This is a genomic window from Staphylococcus intermedius NCTC 11048, assembly GCF_002902385.1.
Lineage (GTDB): Bacteria > Bacillota > Bacilli > Staphylococcales > Staphylococcaceae > Staphylococcus > Staphylococcus intermedius.
The window spans coordinates 1-1566 of sequence record NZ_PPQH01000117.1; the positions used below are offsets into that span (position 1 = coordinate 1).

General features: G+C 31.9%; 1 protein-coding gene. It reads left to right on the top strand.

The annotated features are described in order from the left end of the window. The first annotated feature begins 116 nt into the window (after positions 1-116). On the top strand, positions 117-1451 hold the full coding sequence (locus tag CD138_RS13335; protein ID WP_019168468.1) for an IS1182 family transposase: 1335 nt from the start codon (positions 117-119) through the stop codon (positions 1449-1451). Positions 1452-1566 lie beyond the last annotated feature (115 nt).

Consider the following 1566-nt stretch of genomic DNA (forward strand, 5'->3'; position numbering starts at 1 on the left):
CAGACTGTCGACAAAGTCCTACGGACTTGTCGGCATTTTTTATTTCTTTAATATTTGTTTAATAACCTTTTCCCATTTTTTGTATAATAATAGTAATAAGACAATGAGGTGATAGTATGCTAAATAAATCTTTCAACAATAGAGAACAACTTGAAATAATTTCAATATCTCAATTAGTTCCTGATGATCACTTGTTACGTAAAGTTGAAAAAGTCTTAGATCTTAACTTTGTTTATGATTTAGTGAAAGATAAATACTGCTTAGATAATGGCAGACCCTCTATTGACCCTGTAATTCTAGTGAAAATCCTTCTAATCCAAAAATTATTCGGCATTAAATCTATGAGACAAACTATAAAAGAAATTCACACTAATGTAGCGTACCGATGGTACTTAGGTTATGGATTCTTTGATAAAGTTCCTCATTTTGGTACTTTTAGCAAAAACTACACCCGACGGTTTTATGATAATAAGGTATTTGAAGAAATTTTCCAACACATCTTAGAAGTTGCTTTTGAAAATAACCTTATTGATACTGAGCAAATTTTTATCGATTCAACTCATATTAAAGCCAATGCCAATAAAAATAAATACATTAAGAAAGTTGTTCAAATTGAAGCCAAAGCTTATCAAAAAGAATTGGATGATGAAATAAACCTTTTAAGAAAAGCCGATGGAAAAAAGCCTATAAAAAAGAAAAAGGAAGTGAAAACTAAATGTATAAAAGAAAGTAAAACTGATCCAGAGTCCGGTTATTATGTGAAGAGTGAGAGAGAAAAGCAATTCGCTTATTCTCTACATGCATGTGTCGATAGACACGGCTTCATTCTAGATTCACATGTCACACCAGGAAACATCCATGATAGTACACAATTGAAACCTATGATAGAAAGAATGGAGAAATTAGGTTTAAAAGCGAGATATGTAGCAGTTGATTCTGGATATAAGACTCCATCTAACGCACACTACCTTATTGAAAAACTTATGATACCTGTGATGCCGTATACTCGCCCAAAAGGGAAAGAAGGTTTCTTCAAAAGTCGAGATTTCATCTACGATGAATATTATGATAGTTATATATGTCCTAATAATGAGTTTTTAACTTATAAAAGAACAATGCCAAGTGGGCACAGGCTTTATATATCAAATTCTGACATCTGTCGCGAATGCCCACTATTGAGCAAATGTACCGAAAACAAACATTTTCAAAAACAAATTCAAAGGCATGTATGGCAAGATGATTTAGATATAGTTGAAGACTTAAGATTTATGGATTCAATTAAAAAAATATATAAAATGAGAAGCCAAACAATAGAAAGACGATTTGGTGATGCTAAAGAGCAACATGGTATGAGATGGACACGTTTCCGAGGTTTAGGAAAGGTGACAATGGATACGATGTTTACTTGTGCTGCGATGAATTTGAAAAAAGTGGCGACGTGGCTTACATAAGAGTCCGTGAGGACTTCTATTTTTGAATATTTTTATACATATTATTGAAAAGCTTATAAAAAACAAACTACCGTTATATTTTTAATGTTATAACGATAGTTTGTCTACAGTCTGA

What these genes read in the sequence shown, in the direction of transcription:
- CD138_RS13335 (WP_019168468.1), top strand. Translation starts at nt 117, where the DNA reads ATGCTAAATAAATCTTTCAACAATAGAGAACAACTTGAAATAATTTCA.